A 23671-nucleotide genomic window follows, 5' to 3' on the forward strand; every position below is an offset into this window, starting at 1 on the left:
GGTCCGTCCAGCACCGTACCGCGCGGCGAACCGCCCGGGCGGGGCTATCGGACGAAGAAGCGTGAACCGGTGGGCGGTCGGGGTCCGGACCGGTCCATGTATCCGTGCCGCGGGCGGCGGTCGGTCCCGCTCAGTTCCGTCCGGCGGCGGGGTCCGGTGCGCCCGCCCGGCGGGCGTGCAGCACATGCGCGTCCAGGGGCAGGGGGCTGTGGCCCATGAGCTGGAGGCCGGCCTCGGCGAACAGGCGCGCGTAGTGGTCGGCGCGGCGTTCGCGGCCTCCGACGTTGCACAGCATGTGCAGATCCCAGGCGGTGGCCAGCGAGGGGGAACCGTCCACGGGCAGAAGACGTTCCACGACGAGCAGGTCCGCGTGCGGGGGCATCGCGCGGACGCAGTGGCGCAGGATCTCGCGGCAGCGGTCGTCGTCCCAGTCGTGCAGGACGCGGGACAGGACATAGACGTCGCCGCCGGGCGGCACGTCGGCGAAGTCGCCCGTGCGGTAGTCGCAGCGCGCGCCGCAGCCCGCGGCGTCGAGCAGCCGGCGCGCGGCTTCGACGGCGTGCGGCCGTTCGAGGAGGACACCGCGCAGGCGCGGGTGTGCGGTGAGGATGCGGCCGAGGAGCTCGCCGTTCCCTCCGGCGACGTCCACGACGGTCGCGGCAGCGGGTGCCTGGGCCGCGGCGGTGATGACCGGGTGGGCGGGGAGCGGCTGGAACATCCGTGAGCTCGCGGCCATGGACCGGTCGAAGAGGGCGGCGAGTTCGGGGTCGCGGGCGAAGTGGTCGAAGTGGTTCTCGCCGAAGAGGTGGTCGAACGCCGGCTCGCCGGTCCGCACGGCGTGGTCGAGGCCGCCGAAGGAGCGGTAGAAGGGGCCTCCGTACATCAGGGCCAGCGGTCGCATCGACCCGGGCGTGTCCGCGCGCAGCAGGGCGCCGAGTTCGGTCAGGCGGAATCCGTCCTCCTCCTTCTCCTTCTCCTTCTCCTTCTCCTTCTCCTTCTCCTGGCCGGGGTCCTGGATGACGGCGCCGAGCATGGCGAGGTAGCGCAGGAGTACGGCCAGACTCCGGGGATGGCTGCCGGTCAGCCGGGCGAGGTCCTCGGTGCGGCAGGCGGTGCGGGGGTCCATGACGTCGGGCAGGCCCAGCCGGGCGAACGTGGCGAGTGCCTGGGTCGTCCACGCGCCGGTGAGGAGGTGGAGGAGCGTTTCGGCGGGCTGCCGCACCTCATGGCGGGGCTGGTCCAGGTGGGCGGCGAGGGTGTCCCGGTGGTCGCCCCGTGCGTAGAGTTCCAGGCGCTCGTAGTCGCAGGCCGCGTCGGGAAGGGTGAAGTAGAGGACCGTGCCGTCCTCGTGCGGGTTGTAGCCGCCGCCGTCGGGCCGGGCGCCGTGGCGGGCGAGGATCGCGCACAGGCCGCGCAGGGCCAGCGGCTCGGGGTACTCGACCTTGAAGGCGAGGTGTGCCTCGTGCCGGCGGGTGCGTTCGTAGGCGGCGATCGGTTCCAGGTCGGAGTGCGGGGGCACGGTCAGGGCGAACACCTCGACCGCACGGCGTTCTCCGGCGGAACCGAGCACGTGCGGGCGCAGGATCCGGACGTCGAGCTCGGCCGGGTCGCGCCGGTGGCGCCGGGCGAGGCGTTCGCGGACCACCACGCTGGGGTGGGAGGGAGTGTCCACGGCCAGTCCGCAGTCGGCGAGTTGGGTCCGCAGGCCGTCCGCGTCCGACGGGAAGAGCAGCAGCCCGGCGTGGGCGAAGCGGCAGTGCCCGGCCAGCGCCCGCAGGTCCGGCCCGCCGAGGCCGGGCAGCAGGAGGGGGAGCAGGGCGGCGCTGTCGTGCTCACGGACGAACCGGGCCGCCGCGCGCAGGCAGGCGGTGTCGTCCAGGAGCAACGTTTCGTCGGGGAGGGTCGTCGTCATCGTGGAGGTGTCCTCGGGCCGGTACGGGGCTGGGCAGGGCGAAGCGGTGGGAGGGGCGGGGTGGGGTGAGCGGTACGGGGGCGGGCCGCCGCGACGGTCACACGCCGACGTAGTTCTCGGCGAACCAGTCCTGGTGGATCCGCGAGGTGCGCAGCGAAGCGAGCCGGGAACGCTGCAGGGCGGCGTGGAAGAACGATCCGGCATGCCGGTCCCGGTCGGGGGTCGCGTGCAGGAGCCGGGTCATCCACCCGGTGAACTCCTGCGCCCGCCAGATGTGCGCCAGGCAGCGGTCCGAGTAACTGTCGAGTCCTGCGGTGTCGCCCCGGGTGAGGGCATCGGCGAGGGCTTCGGCCAGGATCTCGGCCTCCAGGACCGCGAGGTTGGCGCCCTTCGCGGCGGCCGGGGCGAGCAGACTCGCCGCGTCGCCCGCCAGGAAGAGCGAGCCGTGGCGCAGTGGTTCGACGACGTCGCAGGTGAGGTCGAAGACCCCGCGTTCCAGGAGTCCGCCCCGTCGCAGCGGGCCGTGGTCCGCGGCGCGCATCCGGACGTCGAGCTCGTCCCAGATCCGCTGCTCGGACCAGGCGTCGGCGGGCGTGCCGCGCTGCCACTGGAGGTAGTAGCGGGTGACTTCCGAGGTGCGGGCCATGTGTCCGGCGAAGCCGCGGTCGTGGATGGCGTAGCCGACGGCGTCGAGACTCGCGGGGGTCTCGGCGAGCAGGCCGAGCCAGGTCACCCCGTGGTCGTACTGGTGGTGGCGGACGGCACCCGGCGGAAGTGAGCGGCGGGCCGCCCCGTACCGGCCGTCGCAGCCGGCGACGTACCGGGCGGTCCACCGGGTGGGCCGGCCGTCCGGCTCGCGCGTCGTGACGGACGGCCGGGTGCCGTCGGTGTCCCGCACGACGAGCGCCTCGGTGCGGAAGCGGATGCGTCCGCCGAGGCCGAGGTAGTGGTTCAGGAGGTCCGTGACCAGGTTCTGCTGCGGGTAGACGTGATGCTGCCCGCCCTGGCCGAGGGCTCCGTAGTCGAGGCGGAACCGACCGTCCTCCGTGCGGAATTCGCACGTGCCGTGGCGGTGGCCGTGCCGGTGCAGGCCGTCGGCGAGGCCGTGGCGGTCCAGGATCCGTACGGTGTTCGGGGCGAGGAATCCCGCGCGGGCCCGGGTCTGAACGTGGGTGCGGGAGGCACGCTCCAGGATGACGCAGTCGATCCCGGCGGCGTGCAGCAGGATTCCGAGAACGAGCCCGGCGGGGCCGGCACCGAGGACGACCACATCGGCTGATTCCCATAATGTGCGAGAGGTCTGACTTTCCGTCATAGCGGGTGAAGCATAAGCACGCGAAGATCCACACACCTACGTGAATCATCCCTAGGCGGGAATAGTGTGACAATCAGCATGAGTGTTCCTGGCCGGTGACAACGGCGCCGGGACCCGTTTCCGCAGCGGGTCGGTGGTGCGCTCCGGGCGTGCGAAGGCGGGCTGACTCTCCCGCACGCTCCGGCGCATGCCAGGCCATCGGGCCGCCGCTGGCGGGCGCTTCGAGGAGCTGATGTCCGGTGGGCGAGCTGGTCGGCAGAGTGCGGGAGGGGCGCTGCGGACACCCGGAAGAGACGGCCTACGGCCGGCCCGGCGCCATCCGCCGCACCCGGTCACCGAGGCTCACCACGCGCAGCACGCCCGAGTCGGCCCGGCCGAAGGCCCTAAAGGGTATTGCAAAAGGCTCAGTTCTGGGCATTTTGCAACACCCTTAGACGGCCAAGGTGCGGCTGCACGGCCCGGACCTCACGACCGCGGCGATCCGCCTGCTCGTGGTCCGGAGCGGTACCCGCTGAGGGTGGAACGCCCCCGCACGACCACGCTCCGCGCCGGCCCCCGGTCCGGCCCCCGCTCCGACAGCCCGTCCAGTGCCACCCGCGCGGCGACCTCGCCCTCCTCGTAGGCGCTGGCCCGGGCCTCCCGGATGGCCTCGTGGAGCTGTCGTACGGCCTCGCCGGTCCGTCCGACGGCGGCCAGCGCCTCGCCGTGAAGGGTACGCAGGACCACCCGGCGCGGGGCCGCCAGCGGAGGCGCGGCGAGAGCCAGTCCGCGGGCCGCGTGTTCGGCGGCTTCGGCCGCGGCACCGACCGACAGCAGGTGCTGGGCGAGGTGCTGGTGCGCCAGGGTGGCGGTCTCGGTGAGACCCTCCCGCTCGGCCAGGGCGAGGGCGTCGGCCAGCAGACCGCCGGGCCGCTCGCGGTCTCCGTACCGCATGAGCGCGACCGCCAGGTTGATCCGGGCGACCGCCTCCCCGGCGAAGTCCCCCGCCCGGACGGCGAGATCAGGGGCCCGCTCCAACCGCGTCAGGGCCTCCTCGGGCCTGCCCTCCTCGGACAGTACCCAGCCGAGCAGCGCCGACGCCCGGGACTGGGCCGCCGGATCACCGTCGAGTTCCGCGGACGCCAGGCCCTGTTCGAGCAGCGGCACCCAGCCGTCGCGGACCTGCCACACGATGAGCGGCCACTGGAGCAGGACGAGCCGCCAGGCCCGGTCGTGGTGGCCCGCCGCGACGGCGGCCTCGACCGTTGCCCGCAGGGTGCCGCGTTCGGCGGAGTACCAGGCGAGCGCGCCCGTTCGGTCGGCGAACCGGCGGGTCTCGGCCGAGCGCCGGGCCCCGGGCGGGAGGGCGCAGCACGGCTCGCCGCCGGGCTCCGCGGCCGCGCACGCCCCGAGCAGGGTCTGCACCCAGTGGTCGAGCAGCCGGAGCAGCCCGGCGGGTTCGTGACCGGGTGCCAGGCTGCGGGCGAAGAGGCGCACCAGATCGTGCAGTACGTAGGACTGCGGGCCCGTCTCGACGACCAGCTGGGCCGCGGCCAACTGGTCCAGCGCCAGGGCGGCCTGGGGTGGCGGGCAGTCGGCGAGCGCGGCCGCCGTGCAGGTGTCGAGCGTGGCGCCGGTGTGCGGGCCGAGGTGGTGGAACAGCCGCCGCCCGGGTTCGGGCAGATGCCGCAGGCTGAGGCCGAGCGCCGCGGCGACGCCCGTGTCCTCCGCCTTGAGCAGGTCCAGCCGGTGCTGCTCGTCGGCGAGTTCACCGGCGAAGGAGGCCAGGCCCCGGTGCGGACGGGTGGCGAGCCGGGCGGCGGCGACGCGCAGCGCGAGCGGCAGTCCGTCGCACAGGCCGGCCAGTCGCGCGGCGGCTTCCGGTTCGGCGGCCACCGGTTCCGGGCCCAGTACGGCGGCCAGCAGCGCCGTCGAGTCGGCGGCGGGCAACGCGCGGACCGTCACCGGGCGGGCGGCGTCGGTGGCCACCAGGCCGTCGAGCCGGTCGCGGCTGGTGACGAGGGTGACGCACTCGTCCCCGCCGGGCAGCAACGGGCGGATCTGCTCGGAGTCGACGGCATTGTCCAGTACGACCAGCAGTCGGCGCCCGGCGGTCAGTTCGCGGTAGCGGGCCCCCAGGGCGGCGGGCGAGCCCGGCATCCGCTCGACCGGGACGCCGAGCGCGAACAGGAACTCGCGGAGCACGGCACGGGTGTCGCGGGCCGGGGTGGGGCTGAAGCCACACAGGTCGGCGAAGAGCGTGCCGTCGGGGAAGTCGGCGCGGCGCCGGTGCGACCAGTGCACGGCGAGCGCGGTCTTGCCGACGCCGGCGCTGCCCGTGAGGGTGACGAGGGGGCCCGGCGCCGCGGCCGTGATGCGGTCGAGGGCGGCGAGTTCGTCCTGCCGCGCGATGAAGCCCCGTGGCCGGCGGGGCAGCAGTTGGGGCGTGACGACGGGTCCCGCGGCGGCCTCGTGCGGCACGGCGGCGGACGGCCGGACCGTTTCGTGGTCGGCGTCCACGGGGGCGTGGACGGGGGCGTGGGTGTGGGCGTGACCGTGGGCGCGGCCGTGGATATCGGCAGGGGCGTCGGCACGGGTGTGGGCGTCCGTGCGCAGGAGGGTGTCGTACACGTCGGTGAGCACCGGTGCGGGGTCGACGCCGATCTCATCGGCGAGCAGCTTCCGCGTGCGATGGAACCAGTCCAGCGCGTCCGCCTGCCGGCCCGCCCGGGCCAGGGCCAGCATCAGTTGCGCCACGAGCGGCTCGCGCAGGGGGTGCGCGGCGGCCTCGGCGCGCAGCACGGACGCGGCCGCTCCGTGGTCGCCCAGCTGTCCGTACGCGCGCGCCAGCGCCTCCACCGCCGTCAGACGCAGCTCCTCCAACGCGTGCGCGGGGGCCTCCAGCGGCGCGCTGTGCACGGTCCCGGCGAACGCCGGTCCCTGCCACAGCCCCAGCGCCTCACGGAGGACCGCCACGGCCTCCCCCGGGTCCGCGCTCCGCCGGACGAGCCGGAGCGACTCCTCGAAACGGTGGGCGTCCACGAGCGTCTCGGGCAGGCGCAGCCGGTACGCCGCCCCCTGGGTGAGGAGTTCCACGCCGTGTGCGGCCGCGTCGTGCTGTGCGAAGACCGCCCGGAGCCGGGAGACGTGTCCCTGCAGCACGGTGCGCGCGTGCCTCGGCGGCTCCTCGTCCCACAACGCCTCGGTGAGCCGCTCGACACCGACGGGCGTGTTCGGGTGGACCAGCAGCATGGCCAGCAGGCTCCGGCGTTTGGCAGGGCCGAGCGGGAGCTGACCTCCGTTCGCCGTCGTTACGGAGACCGGCCCCAACACACGGAACTGCACAGACCCCACCCTTGTCGATCCGTACCGCTTCGTACCGTTCTGTTCACGTAGTGACGGCCCCTGACTGAGGATAAGTCGGATTGTTCCGGCGGCATGAGTACGGCCTCGGCCAATCATGGAACGCATATTCCACTCCCGAACACGCGGGAGGCCGGTGCGGCATCGGCGCAGCGTTAGCAGGCCGTTAGAGCATCGTTGGCGGCCGGTGGAAGTGTTCGGAGCGTCAAGTCGTTCCGTCATCCCGATTGGGGAGTACCCACATGACCTTGGCCATCCTCCGCCGCTCCGCCCTCGCGGTCACCACCCTCGCGCTCTCCGGGGCCGCCCTCGCCGGTGTGACCGCCGCCCCGGCGCAGGCGGCGGCGCCCGCCGCCGCTGCCGGCTTCTGTCACGTGTCCGGCCTCGGTGGTGACTACATCTGTGAGTACGGCGAGGCCTGGATGACGTACCCGGCCGGAAACCGCCAGGTCTTCATCATCGGCACCGACTTCGCGGTGTGGACCCGCTGGCAGTACGCCGGGGGCTCGTGGAGCGACTGGACCTCGATGGGCGGCACCGTGCGCAGTGGGGTCCGCATCGAAGGCAACAACACCTGGAACCCGACCATCTCGATCGTCGGCATGGACGGTGAGCGCTGGTCCCGGCACCGCCTGAACAGCGGCAGCTGGACCCCCTGGCAGAACTGACCCGCGCGCCCCCGGCGGGCCGCCACCCGCCGATCCCAGGGAGAGAACGGTACGCCCGTGACGGGGGTGTCCCTGGTACGGCAGCCCCACCCTCACCCCCCGCACCCGGCCTCCGGCCCGCCGGGGCCGGCCGCCACCCGAGGTGGCGGCCGGCCCCGTGCCACGCCTGCCGATGCGCTCGCTGGAGCGGCCGTCGTGGGCGCCGCCCGCCTGGGCCTTCGGCCCGGTCCGGACCGTGCTGTACGCGACGATCGCGATCGCCGCCTGGCTGGTCTGGAGATGCCCGGACCGCCCGCGCGTACGGCGTGACCTACGCGACGGCGCTCAACGCGGCGATCCGGCACCTCAACGCGTAGGCGGGAGACGGCAGGCGGGAGGCGGGAGCGTCAGAACGCGTAGAGTGCGTTGCCGTTCAGGGTCGCGGACATCACGCACGCGTTGCGGAAGGTGTGCTTCCATGCGACGCGGTCACCGTTCCACACACCGTCCGCGGTGATGGTGACGGGGTCGTAGCGCCTCGGGCACGCCCGGCCCGTATCCGGAGCGGCCAGCAGGCGGTCGAACTCGCCACCGGTGGCGTTGAGGGCGTCGCACGCGGCCCGGGGGGCGGGATGCGTGCCCTCGGCGGTGTAGGCACAGCTCAGGACGGCCGCCCGCAGGACCGTGCCCGTGGCGGCGTCGTCCCCCTGGGTGACGGTGAGGACCATCGCGGAGGGTGCGTACAGGCTCGCGGGGCTCGCTTCCGCCAGGCCCGCGGTGCCGGCGAGGCAGAGGAGAGTGGCGGCGGAGACGGTGGCTAAGCGGTGACGCATGGCAAGGCCCACTTTCGATTCAAAGGTTGTTTGGCGCGTCAGAACTTTCATGCAGCGCTCAACTGGGGCTGAGCCTGCCAGGTGTGAAGGTCTACCGCACATGGGCGGTCGATTTACGGACAGGCCGTTCGAATGTCGGTGAAACGAGGGGTGTTCACGCAGCTCCCGCCGGGTGCCCGCAGGCCCGCACCACGGAGAAGCGCGGCGCATCGACCGGCGTGACGCGATCTCCCGCACCCGCTGCCCAGGTGGCGGCCACGCACGGTTTACCGAAGGGCCCACCAGGGTGACCGGATCGATGCGGTGACGCGCCCGCGCGCCGGCTCCAACGGCCGTCGGAGGACGTCGCTCACACGCGAAGGCCGCCTCGCCGGACGGTGAGGCGGCCTTCGCATGATCGGTCCGGTCACCCGGTCACCCGGTCTGCAGGCCTTCAGGCCTTCAGGCGGCGGCTGATCTCCTCGGTCATCCGGCGCTGGAGTTCAGCCAGCTGCTCGTTCGTATAGGCCGTCAGGTCGCCCGGGTCCCCCGGGTTCTTCGCACCCTCCTGCTGCTGCTGTTTCTGCTGCTCCCGGCGTTTGAGCTCCTGCTCCTCGGGCGATCCGGGCACCACGTACGCGCACCGGATGAGCGCTCCGTCGGCGGCCTTCAGACAGGTCGCCTCACGGCCGCCCACCTGGCCCTTCCCCTCCACCCGGTAGCGGACGTTCTGCTCGCTGCCGACGGTGGCCGTCCACGTTCCGCCCCCGGTGGGTACGACCTCGAACACCTGGTCGTCGTTGTAGCAGCAGACGTCCCGGTACTCCGCCTTGATCAGGGCGACGAGCGCCTTCGGGGACGACCACGCCGGATCGAGGCGATGGACGGTCATCGGCGCTAGCCCACCGCCCTGGTGGCGGGTGGGCACCGTCGACACGGCCACGACCGAACTGGCCTCCCCCTGCGGGGTGAGCGGGGTGACGTACGCACTGCGCCCGGCCCCTTCGGCGTACCGCATGGTGAACTCGGACTCGTTGCCCTCGTTGGCGCCGTCCTCGGAGGCGTCCCATCCGCTGCGCTCGAACCACCAGTCGCTGAAGCCGCCCACCGCGGCCGTTCCTTCCCGCTGGCGGGCCGCCAGGCTGATCGGATAGGACGGACCGGGAACGGCGGAGGTGTCGGCGGTGACGGTGAGCTTTCCGGTCCGCCCGTCGTAGAGCGCGACACCGGCGGGGCGCTCGGTCACCACGAGGATCCCGGTCTGCCGCTTGAGCGGGACGACCACGACCGGGTTGCCGCCCGAGCAGGTCACATACGCGTCGTCGGCCTCGAACCGGACCCAGCGCTTCTCGGCCGAGATCTTCCTGCCGAGGTTGTGGGTGAACCAGCCGCTGATCCTCGCGTCCGCCCGGGACACGTCGAACGGGCAGCGCTCCTGGCTGCGGCTCTCGCCGCCGAGGGGGACGTCCTGCACGAGGCCGACCTCGTACCCGGCCAGCCAGCCGCGCCGCTCGACCAGGGTGGCGAACCGGTCCGAGTCGGGCAGGTAGGTGATGTCGGAGATCTCGCCGGTGACATCACCCAGGTGCGGGGCGGCCTGCGCCTTGCCGGCCACGTACGGCACCCGGGCCGCCAGAGCGGGTACGGGGTCGGTCACGACCTGGGAGGTGGCCATGTACGCACGGTCCTGCAGGTACGAGCCGTACACCAGCCAGCCGACGGTGAGGCCCAGTCCGACGACGGCGCCCAGGCATCCGAGGGCGACGGCCGCGTTCCCGGCGCCCGCACCGCGCCCCGCACGCCGCCGCAGCCATCCCACCAGCAGTACGCCGACCGCGGTGGCCGCCGCGGCCAGCAGAGGCAGGGCGAACCAGGCGAAGAGCTTGCGCAACTCCCAGACCGCGATGGTCGTGTAGTACGAGGCGTACCAGAGCACGAACCCCACCGGCAGAACCACGATCCCCACGCGCAGTGCCCGACCCATCAGCGCCCCCGCCCCTCGGCCCCACGTCACTGCGTCCGATTCTCCACCCCGGACCGGACCATGTCACCGGCTTGCGTTGACGCAGGGATTCCGCTGACCGCCCTCCCGCCGGGGGGCTACTGTACGAGCACGCCGAGTTGCGCACGGTCACCCGAGGAGGAATCCTGTGCCATCGCCCTGTGACTCCCAGCATGCTGCCGTCGGTGATGTGGGTGCGGCACTCATGATGATCGACTCACGGCTCAAGGCCGTCTACTCCGGCAAGGCCGGGACCGACCCCGAACAGCAGCAGCTGATCGACCAGTTCACCGCGTCACTGGGCCCCGAGGAGGCCGAAGACCTGGTGGACGGCGCGTGCACGCTCATCTACATGTTCGTGCAGTGGCTGCGGATGGCGCACGAGGACCAGGGCAGCGACGTCATCGAGTACGTGGTGCCCAGCTTCGTGGCCTCGCTGCGCATGATGCCCAAGAGCATCCGCCCCGAGGTCATCCCCACCATGGTCGGCCTGGTCGTCGCGGCCGCCACCGGCCTGAGTCCCAATCTGTGGCGCAAGCAGTACGGGGACTGGACCGGGGACGAGATGAACTCCCTGGAAGCCACGGCCTTGCTGCTCGCGGAGCACATCAACCGGCTCACCGGAGACCACGACTTCGCCACCCGCATGGTCACCGAAGCCTTGTCCCGCTCGGACGAGGACTGACCCGCGGCGTCCTCGCACGTGCCCGGCGCATCCCCTCTCCGCCGCCCCTCACCGCTGCCCCTCACCGCCGCCCCTCACCGCCGCCCGTCGCCGGCGGGGTGCAGCACGGCCGCGGCGATCTCACGCACGCGGTCCTGGGTGATCCCCGTCCGCTGCTCGACGGCGAGGGGATGGCCGGTGGGTTCGAGCTCGACGAACGGGCGCTCGCCGAGCGGGCGGGTGTGGAGGTTGGTCTTCAGGTTGAGCGTCGTGGACGGGTAGACCGGCAGCTCGGTGGTGAGCCAGCCGAAGTACGGCGGCTCGGACTCCCGGCCCGGTGTCTCCCACAGGTCCGTGGCGCGGGAGAAGTTCTCGCGGCTGAGCGAGACCCAGACAGCCCATGAGAACGTCTCGTCGCTGCCGACGACCGGTATCTCGATCAGACCCTTGACGAAGTAGTGCTGGGCTTTGATCACGCACTGGTCCGACGAGAGCAGGCAGTCGTCGGCCTCGGCGAACGCCGGATCCCACACGGCCGGAGCCTCGGCCGCGTAGTGCAGGGGCAGCTCGGAGTGGTGGGCGCCGCAGCACGAGCAGGTGTATCCGCGATCACTGGTCATGACGGAGAGCCCGGTCACAGCACTAGCGATCAGCTGTGACAAGCCGACTGCAACCCGGCGCGCACCGAAGTGCGCGACCGGCGGACGGGGTGGCCGTCGGGGCCTTCGGTGAGCCAGGAGCCGTCGCCCAGGGGTACGCCCTCGTACGGGTTGGTCACGCCGAGGTCGATCTCGTCGCCGACCGTGCCCGTGCGGAGGTCGACGAGGTGGTGGCGGAACCATTCCTCCTCGTCCTGGCGTTCACCGCCCAGGGTGACCACGGCCGTGTCCGGGGTCAGGTAACCGCCGCTCCATTCCACGAAGGTGTCCTCCGGGTCGTACCCGAAGGCTTCGACGGACAGGGTGAACAGCACGTCCCCGCCGGGGTGGTGGTGGAAGGCCACATCCCCCTGCCCGTGGTCGACGGTCATGAACTGCTGCCCGCCCGGCGCCAGGTCGATCATGCAGCGGTCCGGCCACGGGTACGTCTCGAACCGCGGTGCCCCGTCGGCTCCGGTCACACCCCTGAGGATGACGGACCCGTCCTGGCCCTCACCGATGTCGAGGTACACGCTGCCGTCCACCGGGTGCACGCAGTGGCGGGCGCCGTGCCCGGCGGTCTCCAGTTCCCGGCCGGCGAGGACCTCCCCGGTGTCGGCGCCGTACACGACCCATCGGTCTTCACGACCGCGTTGCGCCATCACGTCCGGCCGGTAGACCCACACGGTGCGGCCGTCCAGGGACAGCGAACAGCCGGGCCAGTGGCCGTGGCGCACGTCGGAGTGCGGCTCGAAGGCCGACTCCCACACCAGGTCACCGGCGCGGGTGAGGCAGACGACTCCGTTCCGCGTCACGTACACGACCCGCTGCAGATCGGGCCGGACCACGGACTCCACGACCTCGTCTCCGGCGCGCGGCCGGAACACCGCGGCCGGCTCCAGCGTCCCGAAGGCGCCAGGGTCCACCACGTAGGCATGGATCCGGCCGTCGCGGTGGCGCGTGATGACCTTCGGAGGCTGCGCAGGAGTCATCCGCCGAGGCTAACGCCCGGATCGGGTCACCCGGCCACCGGGGCCGGTGCCCTCCGGGGGTCGGCCGGGCGGGGTACGAAGACCGGGGAGTCCGACTGGTAGAAGAGGTCGATGTCGGCCTCCTCGCCACCGACGATCAGGGTGTCCCAGGCGCCGCTCTCCCTCAGGGTGCGCAGGGTGGCGGGGGCGATCGAGGCGAGGTGGGAGCGGAGTTCCCCGTCCGTGGGCAGGCCGGGCAGCCGGGTTGCCAGCCGGTCGCGGATTCCGGCCATCCGGTCCAGCAGCGCGTCCAGGTCGCTCCCGTCCGCGGCCCCGGAACCGGAACCGGCACCGGCACCGGCACCGGCACGGGTACCGGCACGGGTTCCGGGACCGGCAGCGCCTCCGGCCTCCGCGCTGCGCGCGATGATGTCCCTGATGGCACGGGTGACGCCCTGGTCATCGGTGGTCACCATGGCGTTCCAGGCCCGGCTCTTGTGCCGGTACTGGAGCATGGACATGGCGGCCTCGTGCCGGATGAAGTCGGCATCCCGCAGCGGCCTGCCCTGCCAGGCGCGGCTGAGCGAACGGGCCAGTGAAGTGGCCGAGGCCAGGCCGCTGTTGAGGCCGCGGCCCGGCCAGAAGTGGATGGCGTTGGCCGCGTCGCCCAGCAGGAAGCCGAAGGTGCCGGGGCTGGTCGCGGTCGGCCGGTGCAGCTGCGCCGTGAACCGCGGGCGCTGCACCATGTCCAGCCGGAACGAGGTGATCGCCGACAGGTCTTCCTCGGCCACGCCGAAGAGGCTGAGGCCCTGCCGGATCTCCTTCCACAGCGGGGAACTGCGCAGCAGGGCGGGCAGGAAGAGGGTGCCGTGGGTGGGGCAGCGGAACTCGTTGTCCTCCTCCTGCCGGCTCATCAGGCAGGGGCGGGCGGCGATGCACTCCTCGAAGACGTGGCGGACCGGGTCGATGCCGATGACGTTCTTGGCCTCCTCCCGGGTGAGCCGCATGTTCAGGAAGCCCTCGCCGCGCAGCGAGTTGAGCAGGAAGCGGTTCTGCGACACCGTGAGCAGCACGCTCATCGGGTCCGGCAGCTTCGATCTGACCCGCAGCCCCAGCACGACGTCCTGAAGGTGTTCGCCGTCGAGGGAGTAGATCGAGGCGTCGGCCGCGCCGAAGCGGTCGGCGTAGTGCTCGCGGGTGCGGGAGCGGCCGCCCTCGCAGACCACGAGGACGTGTTCCTGGGTGAGCCGGTTCTGCTGCTCCGTCGCGTCGAAGCGTCTGGGGACGAGGCGGATCGCCGGCCGCCGGTTGGCCAGGTCCAGCAACCGGTCCTCGATGTGTGCGATCCGGATGTTGCGGGGCGGGTGGCCGTCGACCGAGTCCGGGCCGACGGGCCACATCTCGGAATAGGCGCCTGCGTCGTCGAACAGCGCGCCGCGGACCTCCTCGGACAGGGCGAGGTACTGCCGGCTCTGGACGGTCACCACCTGCTGGCGGCGGAAGTTGCCCTGGGTCTCGTCCTTCCAGACCACCGCGGGGCCCTTCCGGGTCCAGCGCCCGTCGTAGAGGGTGATGACGGTCCGGCCGGGCAGCATCTCGTCGAGCGCCAGGGCGAAGGCGAGGCCCACCGGGCCGCCGCCGGTGATGGTGACCCGGAGCATGCCGGGGTCCGCGGTGCCGACCCGGGGAACGTCCAGGAGGGAGAGGTCCATGACCGTCTCCATGGCGTCCTGCGCCTCATAGAGGAACGTTTCGTCACCGATCCGGATGCAATCGTTCGGGCGCAGCACATGCCGGGTGACACGCTGGTCGTTCACGAACGTGCCGTTCCGGCTGTCCCGGTCGTAGAGGACGAACCCGGGGTCCTCCGTGAGGATCTCGGCGTGCAGCCGGGAGGCACTGGGGCTGACGATCACGACGTCGTTGTCGCTCTTGCGCCCGAAGCTGAGGGGCTCGCTGCCCAGAACCACGCTCTGTCCGGTGAACGGACCCGTGCGCCCGACGATGACCGATGGCACTCCACACCCCTTGGAAAACGATGCTGCTGATGACTCGTACGACAGAGACACGTCATCGAGAAGGTGTTCGGTTCAACCATTTCTTGGAATCTTTTGAGTCCCCCTGAACCGGGGGCCCGGTCCGTACGTGATGCTCGCGTCGGCCGCCGATAGAGGAGAACCACCCCATGTACAACGACGAATCCGAGACCGTGATGGAGACCGCGCTCGCTGCCACCCCCGCACCGGGTCCGGCGGGTGGGGAACCGTTGATCGCGGGCCGCTACCGACTGTTGTCCCGGCTCGGCGAAGGCGGAATGGGCACCGTGTGGCGGGCCCGCGACGAGACCCTGCACCGGGAGGTCGCCGTCAAGGAGGTGCGGGTCCCGGCCGGCCTGTGGGGCGATGACATCGCCCGGATGTACAGCCGGCTGGAGCGGGAGGCGTGGGCGGCGGCCCGGATACCCGACCGCAACGTGGTCACGGTGCACGACGTGGTCATGGCGGACGACCGTCCCTGGATCGTGATGGAGCTGATCCGGGGGCAGTCGCTGGCCGAGCTGCTGCGTACCGAGGGGCCGCTCACCCCCCGGTACGCCGCGTACATCGGCGCGGAGGTGCTGAACGCGCTGCGGGCCGCCCATGCCGTCGGGGTGGAGCACCGGGACGTCAAGCCGGCGAACGTGCTGCTCGCGGACGACGGGCGGGTGGTGCTCAGCGACTTCGGTATCGCGATGGTCGAGGGCAGCACCGCCCTGACCATGACCGGCGAGGTGGTCGGCTCCCCCGAGTATCTGCCGCCGGAGCGCGCGCTGGGCCGCCCGTCGGGCCCCGAGTCGGACCTGTGGTCCCTCGGCGTGATGCTGTACGCGGCCGTGGAGGGGATTTCCCCGTTCCGGCAGGACACCGCGCTGAGCACCCTGCGGGCCGTCGTGGACGAGGAACCGCCGGTACCGACGTGCGCCGGCCCGCTCACCCCGGTGATCGCGGGGCTGCTCCGCAAGGAGCCCGCGCAGCGGACGCCCGCCGCCGAAGTCGCCGAGGCCCTGCGGGCCATCGCGCAGGAACCGGGCGCCACCACAGGGGCGGCCCGCATCCTGCCGACCCCGGCGGAAGCCGCCACCGCCATGGCCCAGGGCCTCTCGGCGGAACCCGCGACCGGGGCGGCCGCCGCGGTCGCCGCCCCGCCCCGCAAGCGCCGTACGATGACCTTCGTCGCGGCCGGCACGGCCGCCTGTGTCCTGATCGGCGGCGGGATCGCCTACGCACTCACCGGCAACGACCAGGCCACCGAACCCGGTTCGGGCGTACGGGTATCGGTGACGGGCGCGAACACGACCTACACCGGCAGCTGCCCGACCCCCGAGGGCCGGGCCCCCGCGTTCACCGCGACCTTCACCGCGTCCGAGCCGACGCTGATCTCCTACCGCTGGGTGTCCGGCGACGGCTCGGTGGTGGATCCGCACTGGCGCACCCTGTCGATCGGGGACAAGGCCAACCCGACGGGACGCGACACCATACGCCTGGCGACCTACGCGAAGACAGGCACGCTGACGACCGGGATGGCTGTGGAACTCCAGAGCCCCACCCGCACCACCTCCAACCCGGTCCCCTTCTCGATCACCTGCACCAACTGAACCCCGCACGGGCCCGGCCGGCGGCGGGCGGGGCCGTCAAGAGGCCGCTCAAGGGGCCTGGGGCTCCGCGGCCTCGACGTTGGCGACCATCCTGCGCAGCACCTTCAGTGCGGCCACGTACTCCTCGTCGCCGATGCCCTGGTGGACCACGGCCACGCTGCTCGGTCACCAGCTGCCGCAGCCGCGCCCTGGCTGCTTTCCCGGCCTCGGTGAGGTGCAGCCGCCGTGTGCCGTCGGTCGAGAGCCGGCCGCGGTGGAGCAACTGGTCCACGACCCGGGCGATCTCGTGCGGTCCTTCCGCGAGCGGGCTCAGCTGGGCGGTGTGCGCGATGCGCTGCGACTCGTCACGCTGCTGAGCCCCCGGCCCGGAGGAAGTGGTCTGTGGGGTGGTCAGGGAGGGCGTAGTACCCAGGGCGGAGCATGGGACGGGCGCTACCGGCCACTAGGCTGATCATCCGTTCGGACGGTGAGGGGGAGCATGATCGACGTCGACGGGTATCTGGCCGTGCTGGAGGTGGCCCGGCCGACGGCCCCGACCGCCGAAGCCCTGCGGGCACTGCACCGGGCGCAGGTGGAACGGGTCGCCTACGAGACCCTCGACAACCAACTGGGACAGCCGACGGGCATCGGCGCCGCGGAATCCGTGGCCCGGATCCTGCGCGGGCGCGGCGGCTACTGCTTCCACCTCAACGGGGCCTTCGCCGCGCTGCTGACGGCTCTCGGCTACGACGTGACCCTGCACCGGGCCGGGGTGCAGGGCGAGATCGAGGACCGCAAGGGCCCGGGCGGCGACCATCTCGCGCTCACCGTGGGGATCGACGGCGAACGGTGGCTGGTCGACACCGGGCTCGCCGGCGGAATGTACGAGCCACTGCCGCTGCGCGAAGGCACCTACACCCAAGGACCGTTCACCTACGCGATGGCCCCGTCGGTGGTGGTGCCCGGCGGCTGGCGGTTCACCCATGACCCCCGCGGCGCCTTCACGGCGATGGTCTTCGCGCCGGATCCCGTGGAGCTGTCCTCCTTCGCTGCGGAGCATCACCGGCTTTCCACTTCCCCCGAGTCCGGATTCGTCCGGGTTCTCCAAGCTCAGCTCCGCGACGCCAAGGGCGTGGACATGCTGCGCGGTTGTGTGCTGCGCCGGATCGACGCCGAGGGCACGTACGAGCGGACCATCGACTCGGCCGACGACTGGTACGACGCACTGGCCGACGTGTTCCATCTCAACCTGACCGACATCGACGCCTCCGCGCGAGCGGCGCTGTGGCACCGCGTCCACACCGCACACCAGGAGTGGGAGGCCGCAGAGCAGCGTGCAGCAACGCTCTGACGCGCCGGGCACGAGAACCCTGAGCGGGGCTGCAGTTGGTGTGAGGGGGTGTGTTGCCCGGCATCGTCGCGGCGGCCTCACTCGCCCATGCGCGGGGAGGACGCGTGTGCTCAGGTTGAGTGACCCATGTCGCGCATTCTTCGTGCCGCAGGTGCCCACCAGGCACCTGCGCCGCCGTTGACCAGTGAATCCTCATCCGCTGCTCTCGCCTCAGCGGTGTACTGAGCGTAGTGATCGCGCGCATCGGTCAGGCTCTCCAGCGAACTCGCGGAGCGAGTCGGCCATGGCCCGGCCGACGTCTTCACTCTGACCCACGCCTACGACCCCGCCGGGCGACCGAACGCACAGATCCTTACCTCCCCGGGCTCCCCGCTACCGCCCGAGCGGCGCGAGTACGCCTACGGCCCGGACGGACGGCTGAACGCCGTCACCGACCAGCGGGCGGGCCGCCGCTCGTTCACCCTGGACACCACAGGGAGGGTCACCGCCGTCGACGCTGCCGGGTGGAGCGAACGCTACGCCTACGACGAGGCAGGCAATCAGACCTACGCCTCCTGGCCGGACACCCTGCCCGCCACCGAGGCGCGTGGCGATCGCAGCTACACCGGCACCCGCATCACCCGCGCCGGATTCGTCCGCTACGAATACGACCTGCAGGGCCGTGCCGTCCTGCGCCAGAAGACCCGACTCTCCCGCAAACCGGACACCTGGCGCTACACGTGGGACGCCGAGGACCGCCTGACTGAGGTGGCCACCCCCGACGGCGCCCGCTGGCGCTACCGGTACGACCCGCTCGGTCGGCGTATCGCCAAACAGCGACTGTCGCCCGACGGCACCGGAATCGCCGAAGAGACTCTGTTCGCATGGGACGGAACCACCCTCGCCGAGCAGACCACCCGGGTAGCCGGGAGCCCGGAGGAACTGACGCTCACCTGGGACCATGACGGCTACAAGCCGGTGGCCCAGGCAGAAAGCAAGTCCCTCGCCGGTGCTCCACAAGACGTTATCGACCGGCGCTTCTTCGCCATCGTCACCGACCAGATCGGCACCCCCACCGAACTCGTCGATGAGAGCGGCCGCATCGCCTGGCACAGCCGCAGCACCCTGCGGGGCACCACCGTCTGGAACCGGGACGCCACTGCCCACACTCCCCTGCGCTTCCCTGGTCAGTACTTCGATGCCGAGACCGAGCTCCACCACAACCACTTCAGGCACTACGACCCGGGAACGGCCCGCTACCTCACTCTCGACCCAATGGGCCTGGACCCGGCTCCCAACCCGGCCACGTACGTCGACAACCCTCATACGCTCTCCGACCCGCTCGGACTCACACCGTGCGACGAGACCGACCCCACATGGGGCGGGCTCGTCAGTTACAGCACAGGACCTGGAAGACGCGCGGGCACAATGCACGCATCCATCCGGCCGCACATGACCGGCGGCAAGACCAGGCCGCGCGTGAGGGGTGGGGTGGCAGGCTGGGAAAGCGGTAAGGGATACAACAGGACCCACCTGCTCGGCGCGCAAATCGGCGGTTCCAACAAGGATCCCCGGAACTTCGTCACTATGCATGCGTACGCCAACACTCCCGTGATGGTCCACATCGAGAACCAATCCGCGACGCCGTCGATCGAGGTGAGACGATCGAGTACACCGTCACCCCGATCTACCGCACAAACAACGCAACGGACCTGATTCCCGTGGGACTCACCCTTGAGGTCAACGGAAGCCGGGGATTCCAGTTCAGGCCCTACGAAGGCCAGGACTTCAAATCAGACATAATCACCATCCCCAACGTACCCAAGAGATAGCGAAACTCAAGCTGAAGGAGCGGCCGTGAACCCTGCCATCGCCCACCTCGTCGAAGCCATCCCACCATCGGATGCTCCCCGGGCCCACAACTGGGCGCGTGTTGAAGAGGAGCTCGGAACAATCCTCCCAAGCGACTACAAGCAGCTCGTCGACCTGTACGGCGGTGGTCTCTTCGACGACGCCATCTGGGTACTCGAGCCGGACTGCCCCAACAGGCACTGCGACCTGGTGACTGAGAACCACGACCGCGTCGAAGCACAGCACGGGCTCTGGAAGGGCGGAGAACCCAAGCCCGCCGAACTCGCAGAGGCAGGATCCCGCACCGTCGCCTGGGCCGTGACCGAGAACGGCGACTGCCTTTACTGGCTAGCCCGCCCGGGCCTGGAACCCGATCAGTGGACCGTCCTCATCAAAGAGGGACGTGGCCGGGACTGGGAGTTCCATACCCAGTCGTGTTCTGAGTTCCTCCAGTCCATTCTTCTCACCGGTGATACGGATTCCGAAATGTTCTACGACTTCCCATCGGAGGAACCGCACGAATTCTGTTCCAGTTCCAGTTTCTTGTGAGTTACAGGCCCCAAAATGCCAACTCCCCAGCCCGGACACGACCTGACCCATCCCTCACCCCAGGGCCTCGACGGCGCAGAACGAAGCCGGTTGGACGTTGCCCAAGCGCCGAGGCGGGAGCAGCCCGCGCAGGAGGCCCTGTGCGGGCTGCTGGCTGCCGGTCCCACGGCTTTCGATCCGGCCGCGCACCACTCGATCTGGACGACCCGGCCCGTAGGGCGCGTCCGTGAGGCGTTCTCGCCGGCCATGGACGAATGGTGGAACACCGGCTGGGCCGAAGCGCCGTGTCCGGCGTGCGGACGGGTGGTGCCGCTGGCCGCATGGGAGTGGGCTGGAGACGGGCTCGCCTTCGCGTACCCGGGGTTCGACTTCCGGAACGGGCCCGTGCTGCTGCCGGAGTTCGGCAGCCACACCCACACCCACAGAGTCCGGGAGCTGCCACCAGCTGAACCCAACGGCGTGCCACGGCAAACCAGCCGCGGCACGCCACACCCATGACTCAACTTCGGTGGAGCTGCGTCGCGGAGTTGAGCCAGAAGCAGCACGCGCGTACGGGTCCGTCCGCTGTTCGGGGCCTCGCCGGCCACCGCCCGGGAGATCAAGGCCCACGCCACGCGCTCCCAGATCATCCTCAGATGTACGAGATGCAGCGCCTGGGCCGGGACACCGCTGGCTCACCGTGCTCGCCGACCATCTGTCGGCCCACTGCCTGACGGTGGAGATGACCGCCTGCCCCCTCGCGGGGATGGATGACCTCATACTCATGGCCAGCCACTGTTCACCTTCCTCGCCGCGATCGCGGAGAAGGAGCGGGAGAACACCAGGAGTCCACGCTCGAAGGGCTCGACGCCACGGCCCGCAAGGGCAGTGGGCACCTCACGCGACCTGTCAGACAGGCCCTACTTGCCGGCAGGCCCCGTCGCCTCCTCGACGATCGGGCGCGGCGAGGATGAGATCGGCCGCGTGGTGCGGGCAGGCAGTGTGCCACGTCACCGACAGGAAAACCCCGTCAGCGCTGAGCTCCGGCCGGTTCCCTGCGGAGCAGCTCAGCCCGTTCCTCAAGCTCAAGCCGCTGCTGGACCGTCCATGTCAGCACGTCCGTCATACGAATCCCTCCCGCCGGGAGGCTACGAAACGGACCGCTACCCCGGCCCGAGAACGCCAGAGACCGCCCATGACGGACGATCACGTGCTAACGATCTCCGCCCGGACCAGCACGAGCACCTCACCGCGACAGCACACCAGCCCCTCTCACCAGCGAGAATCGGGGTGGCGGGACCTCAATGCTCGGGCAGGTGAGCGGTCGCCTTGATCCTCGTGGTGCGGGCCAGGCGGGCGGGGACGTGGATCAGGTGCGGCCGTGCTCGGCGCCTTGCTTGGCACGGCCGTAGACCCGGCGGTGGGCAGGGTCGATATCGATGAACATCAGCGCACCCGCGCCGGGCAGCAACGCGGTGTGCGCCGCGAGACGGGCCAGGAAATCGCGGTGTACCCGGTGCAGTTGCCGGTTGTTGCCGTGGGTGAAGGACCGCAGGAAAGTACCCAGCGTGGACGGAGCGCGTATGCCGGCGAAGGCCCGGCCCATCGCGCCGTGCCGCAGCCGGTCGGCATCGTCGATGGAGTCGGCCCCGGCACATCGCGCCCAGCAGCGACATCATCTTGGCGGGCGCGCGTACTGGAAGCCTCACAACTCCCAATCATCGCAGGTCACAAGGCTCTTCCTCGTTTCCAGAAGGACTGTCCACAGGCATCAACCGATGGATCCGGGCTGAGCGGAACCTCCCCGAATGCTCAACTCCGCTTAGCGGAGGCAAAGTTACCTTGATCAAGATCTGATCACGATGCGGGAATCGTCGTTGCTGACGGCTCGCCGCGAGGCCGATGCTAAAGCACCCCTCCACCCCCGAAAGGGGTCACCTGCGGTGCCCTGACCCGGCCCGCCTTAAGACTGACGGACACACCGGTGGAGAAATGGTACGGGAAGCGGAGAAATTGTGAAGTTCGGAATGCGTGCGGCAGTACTGACCGCCGGAACGGCTCTGGCCCTGTGGGGGTTCGGCGCCACCGCCCAGGCCGCCATCCCCACGTCCACCACCATCGCCACCAGCGGCGTTGAGGCACTGGGCACCATCCAGTGCCGCCCGGACAGTCACAAGTACACGGTGAAGAGGATCGCGCCGGTCCGTAAGGGCCCGTCCCTCAATGCCGCGCAGATCGACGTCCGCTACCCCGACAATGAGGTACGCAGCTATAACGAGTGCGTCAATGGCGGCAAGATCTTCATCTGCATCGCAAGCTGCCACGTTTCGGACGATGGCATTCGTGGGCAGTGGATGTTCCGCGGCGACGTTCGCTGATTTACCTTTCACATATTGCATGCGCTAAATTTGGTGCGCTTGGAAACGCCACGCCGGGCCTACCCGGCGTGGCGTTTCCGTGTCTCAGTTCGGGCCCGACAGGTTCGTACACACGTTGCCGCTGCGGGCGAAGGCAACGGAACTGGGCTCCCGGCCAAGGGAATCGCAGCATTGACGCTTGTCGTCCTCATCGTGCTCTTCAACACCGCGAGCATTGCCAACAGGACGGACCGGACCCGGCCGGAGAATCCAGGCGATCAAGCGATACCGCGCGACCACGGGTACGGGCCTCAAGGAGGCCAAGGACGCGGTGGAGCGCACGCCGCGACCCTGGACCTGGTCGCCGGCCTCATCCGGGGCCATCTGAACAGGATCGGTTCGCCGTGGCGCAAGCTCGCGCCGCACCGGATCGCCCTCGTTGTCCTCGCGGTCCTGCGGATGGCCCGCTTGGGCGGCGACGTGCACGAGGCTACGCAGCTGGCGCTGGCCTGGTGCGCGGTCGAAGAGTGGCAGCCGCCCGCGCTGGCCGTGCTGTGCCGCAGCGCCGAGGTGCGCCGCCGGCACGCATCCGCGATCCTTCCCACCTGCCGCGACCTGGCGGCCCTGGAGCGGCACGACCTCAAGTGCCTGGCCTACGCGCTGGCGGTTCTGGACGACGAGCCCCTCGTAGTGCTGCACAGGCCCACCGGGACCGGGTTCGAGATACGCATCGGCGGCATCGGGGACAACTTCCAGTTGCACACACTCCTCGCCCACGTCCTCGTCGGCGGCGGCTATATCCCCGGCGCCAGGCCTTCAGCAGAGAGCGTCCGCCTGGCCACGGACCCCGAGCCCGCCCACGGACGTACCCAGGCCATCGCGACCGGGGCCTTCGAACTCCTCGCCCCGGACGGCGAGCGGATCTGGAACGAGGGGCTGCCCGACGACATCCCCGTGGTGGAGGGACGCCGCCTGCTCGTGCTCGACGAACCGGCATACCGGCGCAGCTGGAACGCAGACCGGTTCTTCCCACACCTCCCGGGCACAGCCGAGCTGACTCGCGCCCTGACCGCAGACGAGACACGGACCTGGCTCGCCCGCACATCACCCAGAAACCTAATCCGCCGGCCTTCCTGACCCGACGGACCGGACCGTCACCGTGCTGGTGACCGCCGCCGCCGTTTCCCGCCTGGGCTGTGTCAGCTGGCCCGCTCGAAGGCGAGGTTCACGTTCGGGCAGCCGGCCGCGTACCCCAGCAGCGCCTCGCGCTCGGCCTGGTCCACCGCCAGACCCCACCGGTGCTTGGTCGCCACCCACTCACCGATGTACCGGCAGCACACCGCCGGAACCGGCATCCACGCCGCCGGATCCTGATCCGACTTCTGACGGTTCGAACGGGCCGTGACACCGACCAGGGTCACGTCCGAGCCCCGGTCGTTCGCGTACCGGCGACGCCGCTCCGTCGTCCAGCCGGGCTGGTGCAACCGGGGGCGAGGCGGAACAGGGCGTGGTCGGCGCGGGCCCGTGCGCGGCGGCCCGGGGGCGAGGCGCGCGGCCCACACGACCAGAGGGCGCGGGGACGGCGGCCGCGGCAAGGGTGGTCTTGCTGCTCACCGCTGCGTCCGGCGGGCGCGGCGGGCGGCGGCGAGGTCCAGCACGTCGTCGGTGGCGGTCCGGGGCGGGTTGCCG

19 protein-coding genes and 2 pseudogenes are annotated in these 23671 nt (G+C 71.0%); 10 read left to right on the forward strand and 11 right to left on the reverse strand.

Annotated elements, in window-relative coordinates:
- Positions 1-130 precede the first annotated feature (130 nt).
- The 3 genes from ACFY04_RS18065 to ACFY04_RS18075 all read right to left on the reverse strand — a co-directional run bounded on the left by ACFY04_RS18065 (position 131) and on the right by ACFY04_RS18075 (position 6551).
- Positions 131-1912 (reverse strand): methyltransferase, encoded by a 1782-nt coding sequence (locus tag ACFY04_RS18065; RefSeq protein ID WP_389117760.1) that lies wholly within the window; start codon positions 1910-1912, stop codon positions 131-133.
- A gap of 97 nt (positions 1913-2009) precedes the next feature.
- Positions 2010-3227, reverse strand: a complete 1218-nt coding sequence (locus ACFY04_RS18070; protein WP_389117761.1) for a 4-hydroxybenzoate 3-monooxygenase — start codon at positions 3225-3227, stop codon at positions 2010-2012.
- Between the two features lie 465 nt (positions 3228-3692).
- Positions 3693-6551 (reverse strand): BTAD domain-containing putative transcriptional regulator, encoded by a 2859-nt coding sequence (locus ACFY04_RS18075; protein WP_389117762.1) that lies wholly within the window; start codon positions 6549-6551, stop codon positions 3693-3695.
- Between the two features lie 260 nt (positions 6552-6811).
- On the opposite strand from ACFY04_RS18075, the gene ACFY04_RS18080 reads away from it, so the two are divergent.
- Positions 6812-7237 carry a hypothetical protein gene (locus ACFY04_RS18080; protein ID WP_314245915.1) on the forward strand — a complete coding sequence of 142 codons (426 nt, stop codon included), beginning with the start codon at positions 6812-6814 and terminating at the stop codon, positions 7235-7237.
- 172 nt (positions 7238-7409) lie between these two features.
- Positions 7410-7733 (forward strand): TspO/MBR family protein, encoded by a 324-nt coding sequence (locus ACFY04_RS18085; protein ID WP_389117801.1) that lies wholly within the window; start codon positions 7410-7412, stop codon positions 7731-7733.
- Here the strand turns inward: ACFY04_RS18085 and ACFY04_RS18090 are convergent.
- Both ACFY04_RS18090 and ACFY04_RS18095 read right to left on the reverse strand, forming a co-directional pair.
- Complete coding sequence (locus ACFY04_RS18090) at positions 7624-8049, reverse strand: subtilase-type protease inhibitor (RefSeq protein WP_389117763.1); 426 nt, start codon at positions 8047-8049, stop codon at positions 7624-7626. The two genes, ACFY04_RS18085 and ACFY04_RS18090, sit on opposite strands and share 110 nt — an antisense overlap.
- A 433-nt stretch (positions 8050-8482) precedes the next feature.
- A complete protein-coding gene (locus tag ACFY04_RS18095) occupies positions 8483-10012 on the reverse strand; it encodes a hypothetical protein (RefSeq protein ID WP_389117764.1) in 1530 nt (509 codons plus the stop codon).
- Between the two features lie 166 nt (positions 10013-10178).
- Here ACFY04_RS18095 and ACFY04_RS18100 point away from each other — a divergent pair, with 166 nt between their 5' ends.
- The gene (locus ACFY04_RS18100; RefSeq protein ID WP_389117766.1) at positions 10179-10715 is read left to right on the forward strand and encodes a hypothetical protein; all 537 of its coding nucleotides are present in this window, start codon (positions 10179-10181) and stop codon (positions 10713-10715) included.
- A 74-nt stretch (positions 10716-10789) separates the two neighbouring features.
- Here the strand turns inward: ACFY04_RS18100 and ACFY04_RS18105 are convergent, their stop codons facing one another.
- The 3 genes from ACFY04_RS18105 to ACFY04_RS18115 are packed head-to-tail and all read right to left on the reverse strand — an operon-like array spanning position 10790 to position 14321.
- Complete coding sequence (locus ACFY04_RS18105) at positions 10790-11314, reverse strand: DUF2199 domain-containing protein (RefSeq protein WP_389117767.1); 525 nt, start codon at positions 11312-11314, stop codon at positions 10790-10792.
- A 29-nt stretch (positions 11315-11343) separates the two neighbouring features.
- Positions 11344-12324: a hypothetical protein gene (locus ACFY04_RS18110; protein ID WP_389117768.1), complete on the reverse strand. Its 981-nt coding sequence runs from the start codon at positions 12322-12324 to the stop codon at positions 11344-11346.
- 26 nt (positions 12325-12350) lie between these two features.
- Positions 12351-14321 carry an FHA domain-containing protein gene (locus ACFY04_RS18115; protein ID WP_389117769.1) on the reverse strand — a complete coding sequence of 657 codons (1971 nt, stop codon included), beginning with the start codon at positions 14319-14321 and terminating at the stop codon, positions 12351-12353.
- 194 nt (positions 14322-14515) lie between these two features.
- Between ACFY04_RS18115 and ACFY04_RS18120 the strand changes: the two genes are divergently transcribed.
- Positions 14516-15937, forward strand: coding sequence for a serine/threonine-protein kinase (locus ACFY04_RS18120; RefSeq protein ID WP_389117804.1), 1422 nt, complete (start codon positions 14516-14518; stop codon positions 15935-15937).
- Between the two features lie 48 nt (positions 15938-15985).
- Here ACFY04_RS18120 and ACFY04_RS18125 read toward each other — a convergent pair.
- Positions 15986-16343, reverse strand: a pseudogene (locus ACFY04_RS18125) (MarR family transcriptional regulator); the annotation flags it as partial.
- A 72-nt stretch (positions 16344-16415) separates the two neighbouring features.
- Here ACFY04_RS18125 and ACFY04_RS18130 point away from each other — a divergent pair.
- The 3 genes and pseudogenes from ACFY04_RS18130 to ACFY04_RS18140 all read left to right on the forward strand — a co-directional run bounded on the left by ACFY04_RS18130 (position 16416) and on the right by ACFY04_RS18140 (position 19646).
- The gene (locus ACFY04_RS18130) at positions 16416-17267 is read left to right on the forward strand and encodes an arylamine N-acetyltransferase (RefSeq protein ID WP_389117770.1); all 852 of its coding nucleotides are present in this window, start codon (positions 16416-16418) and stop codon (positions 17265-17267) included.
- Between the two features lie 294 nt (positions 17268-17561).
- Positions 17562-19078 (forward strand): annotated as a pseudogene (locus tag ACFY04_RS18135) (RHS repeat-associated core domain-containing protein); the annotation flags it as partial.
- 25 nt (positions 19079-19103) lie between these two features.
- Positions 19104-19646, forward strand: coding sequence for an SMI1/KNR4 family protein (locus tag ACFY04_RS18140; RefSeq protein WP_389117772.1), 543 nt, complete (start codon positions 19104-19106; stop codon positions 19644-19646).
- Positions 19647-20994: 1348 nt separating this feature from the next.
- On the opposite strand, the gene ACFY04_RS18145 is transcribed toward ACFY04_RS18140, so the two are convergent.
- Positions 20995-21231, reverse strand: coding sequence for a hypothetical protein (locus tag ACFY04_RS18145; RefSeq protein ID WP_389117774.1), 237 nt, complete (start codon positions 21229-21231; stop codon positions 20995-20997).
- Between the two features lie 409 nt (positions 21232-21640).
- Between ACFY04_RS18145 and ACFY04_RS18150 the strand changes: the two genes are divergently transcribed.
- The 3 genes from ACFY04_RS18150 (at position 21641) to ACFY04_RS18160 (ending at position 23119) form a co-directional block, all read left to right on the forward strand.
- Positions 21641-22003: a hypothetical protein gene (locus ACFY04_RS18150; RefSeq protein ID WP_389117776.1), complete on the forward strand. Its 363-nt coding sequence runs from the start codon at positions 21641-21643 to the stop codon at positions 22001-22003.
- A 214-nt stretch (positions 22004-22217) separates the two neighbouring features.
- A complete protein-coding gene (locus tag ACFY04_RS18155) occupies positions 22218-22370 on the forward strand; it encodes a ribosomal protein L7/L12 (RefSeq protein WP_382539724.1) in 153 nt (50 codons plus the stop codon).
- A gap of 71 nt (positions 22371-22441) precedes the next feature.
- Positions 22442-23119: a hypothetical protein gene (locus tag ACFY04_RS18160; protein ID WP_389117778.1), complete on the forward strand. Its 678-nt coding sequence runs from the start codon at positions 22442-22444 to the stop codon at positions 23117-23119.
- A 62-nt stretch (positions 23120-23181) separates the two neighbouring features.
- On the opposite strand, the gene ACFY04_RS18165 is transcribed toward ACFY04_RS18160, so the two are convergent.
- Entirely contained in the window at positions 23182-23337 is a 156-nt protein-coding gene (locus ACFY04_RS18165; RefSeq protein ID WP_389117780.1) for a hypothetical protein, read from the reverse strand.
- Between the last annotated feature and the right edge of the window lie 334 nt (positions 23338-23671).

Source organism: Streptomyces sp. NPDC001549 (assembly GCF_042894025.1).
Taxonomy (GTDB): domain Bacteria; phylum Actinomycetota; class Actinomycetes; order Streptomycetales; family Streptomycetaceae; genus Streptomyces; species Streptomyces kutzneri.

Bases quoted from the DNA above. Each gene is read 5' to 3' on its own strand.
- ACFY04_RS18080 (WP_314245915.1), top strand. From the start codon at position 6,812: ATGACCTTGGCCATCCTCCGCCGCTCCGCCCTCGCGGTCACCACCCTC.
- ACFY04_RS18085 (WP_389117801.1), top strand. From the start codon at position 7,410: ATGCGCTCGCTGGAGCGGCCGTCGTGGGCGCCGCCCGCCTGGGCCTTC.
- ACFY04_RS18110 (WP_389117768.1), bottom strand. From the start codon at position 12,324: ATGACTCCTGCGCAGCCTCCGAAGGTCATCACGCGCCACCGCGACGGC.
- ACFY04_RS18165 (WP_389117780.1), bottom strand. From the start codon at position 23,337: ATGCCGGTTCCGGCGGTGTGCTGCCGGTACATCGGTGAGTGGGTGGCG.
- ACFY04_RS18065 (WP_389117760.1), bottom strand. From the start codon at position 1,912: ATGACGACGACCCTCCCCGACGAAACGTTGCTCCTGGACGACACCGCC.
- ACFY04_RS18160 (WP_389117778.1), top strand. From the start codon at position 22,442: ATGGCCCGCTTGGGCGGCGACGTGCACGAGGCTACGCAGCTGGCGCTG.
- ACFY04_RS18095 (WP_389117764.1), bottom strand. From the start codon at position 10,012: ATGGGTCGGGCACTGCGCGTGGGGATCGTGGTTCTGCCGGTGGGGTTC.
- ACFY04_RS18070 (WP_389117761.1), bottom strand. From the start codon at position 3,227: ATGACGGAAAGTCAGACCTCTCGCACATTATGGGAATCAGCCGATGTG.
- ACFY04_RS18120 (WP_389117804.1), top strand. From the start codon at position 14,516: ATGGAGACCGCGCTCGCTGCCACCCCCGCACCGGGTCCGGCGGGTGGG.
- ACFY04_RS18145 (WP_389117774.1), bottom strand. From the start codon at position 21,231: ATGGGCCGGGCCTTCGCCGGCATACGCGCTCCGTCCACGCTGGGTACT.
- ACFY04_RS18105 (WP_389117767.1), bottom strand. From the start codon at position 11,314: ATGACCAGTGATCGCGGATACACCTGCTCGTGCTGCGGCGCCCACCAC.
- ACFY04_RS18130 (WP_389117770.1), top strand. From the start codon at position 16,416: ATGATCGACGTCGACGGGTATCTGGCCGTGCTGGAGGTGGCCCGGCCG.
- ACFY04_RS18090 (WP_389117763.1), bottom strand. From the start codon at position 8,049: ATGCGTCACCGCTTAGCCACCGTCTCCGCCGCCACTCTCCTCTGCCTC.